Origin of the sequence: Pseudomonas sp. IT-196MI5 (assembly GCF_949767415.1) — a bacterium.
In the GTDB taxonomy this organism is placed as follows: Bacteria; Pseudomonadota; Gammaproteobacteria; order Pseudomonadales; family Pseudomonadaceae; genus Aquipseudomonas.
Genome location: NZ_CATKPZ010000049.1, coordinates 1 through 1,190 on the forward strand (window position 1 = coordinate 1; position 1,190 = coordinate 1,190).

The 1,190-nt window shown below is 55.6% G+C and carries 1 protein-coding gene; it reads right to left on the reverse strand.

What is annotated here, in order from left to right; translation table 11 throughout:
- Positions 1-31 precede the first annotated feature (31 nt).
- Positions 32-979, reverse strand: a complete 948-nt coding sequence (locus ACM6IK_RS22685; RefSeq protein ID WP_414876088.1) for an IS110 family transposase — start codon at positions 977-979, stop codon at positions 32-34.
- Positions 980-1,190 lie beyond the last annotated feature (211 nt).

The window sequence follows — 1,190 nt, forward strand, 5'->3', positions numbered from 1 at the left end:
TGTGGGAGATTCTATGGTTGAGGGGAAGCCCTCAACCTGCTTTCGGTTGGTATTCACCTTGCCCTTTCAGCAGTGCAAATACGATCCGGGCAAGTTTGCGGGCCAAAATCACCAGGGCCTGCGTGGTGCTGAACCCTCTGGCTCTTTGCTCTTGGTAAAAACCTTTCCAGGCAGCTGTGCGGCTGGCCGACATGGCGGCGTTGTGCAGCAGTCGACGCGCTTCCGGGTCCCCTCGTTTTGTCAGGCTGCGACGACCGTCCTTTTGTCCTGACTGCGACACCCGCAAATCCATCCCTAAAAACGCGATGAAGGCATCTGCGTTCCTGAAGTCCCCCCGCTGAAAGGCCGCGATCAAGCGGGCGCCAGTCAGAAAACCAATACCTTCAACTTTCATGCAACGCTTCAACTGGGCCAGCAAGCCGGCCTCTTTCAGGCGGTCGTTGATCATTTTCTCGACCAACCCTTCAAGCCTCTGCATGGAGGCCACTTGCTCGGCAAAAGCGGCTTTGAGCAGCGGTTCATTTGTCCAGCTCTGCACCAGACCAACCCGCGCCTGAACCAGCGCCGCACGCCGACGGAAAAGGCTCAAGAGGCAACGGTAGAGCGGCGAGGGCGGAATCCAAGGATGGAGTTCTTCATACTCGTTCTTCAGATAGCGAGCGAGCAACTTTGCATCCAGTGCGTCAGTTTTGGCGCGAACCTTCACACCTTTGCGGTAGTGGCTCAGTTCATAGCCGCCGACCATGTAAATGGTGCAACCGGCTTCATGAGCCAGGTCGGCGAACTCCAGGTGATAGATATTGGTCGACTCAATCGCGACATCGACCGGTGCCGGCAAGGCTTTTAGCCATTTCTTGATGGCTGGATTGTTATTGGGAAGCGTCTCAAGCAGATCCAGTTCGGCGTGATAGATCACCAATTCACTCTTGGCGACATCCACGCCCACGATTGGCTTGATAGCAGAAACCGGCATTGCCATTGAACATCCCCCGAGATATGGTTTTGAGCACTTGAAGGGCTCACCCAGAGGCGCAGGCTTGTTCCTATCGTCGGTCTAGCCAGATGCATTCTTTATCGGCGCTTGGGTGAAAGGAGGAGGGGCGAAATCTCCCACGGATCTGTACTGCGCTAACAGTCAGAATCGAGCCTTGTCCCTCCTCCTCCCTTCAAGTCCTACCATACAAGCGAGC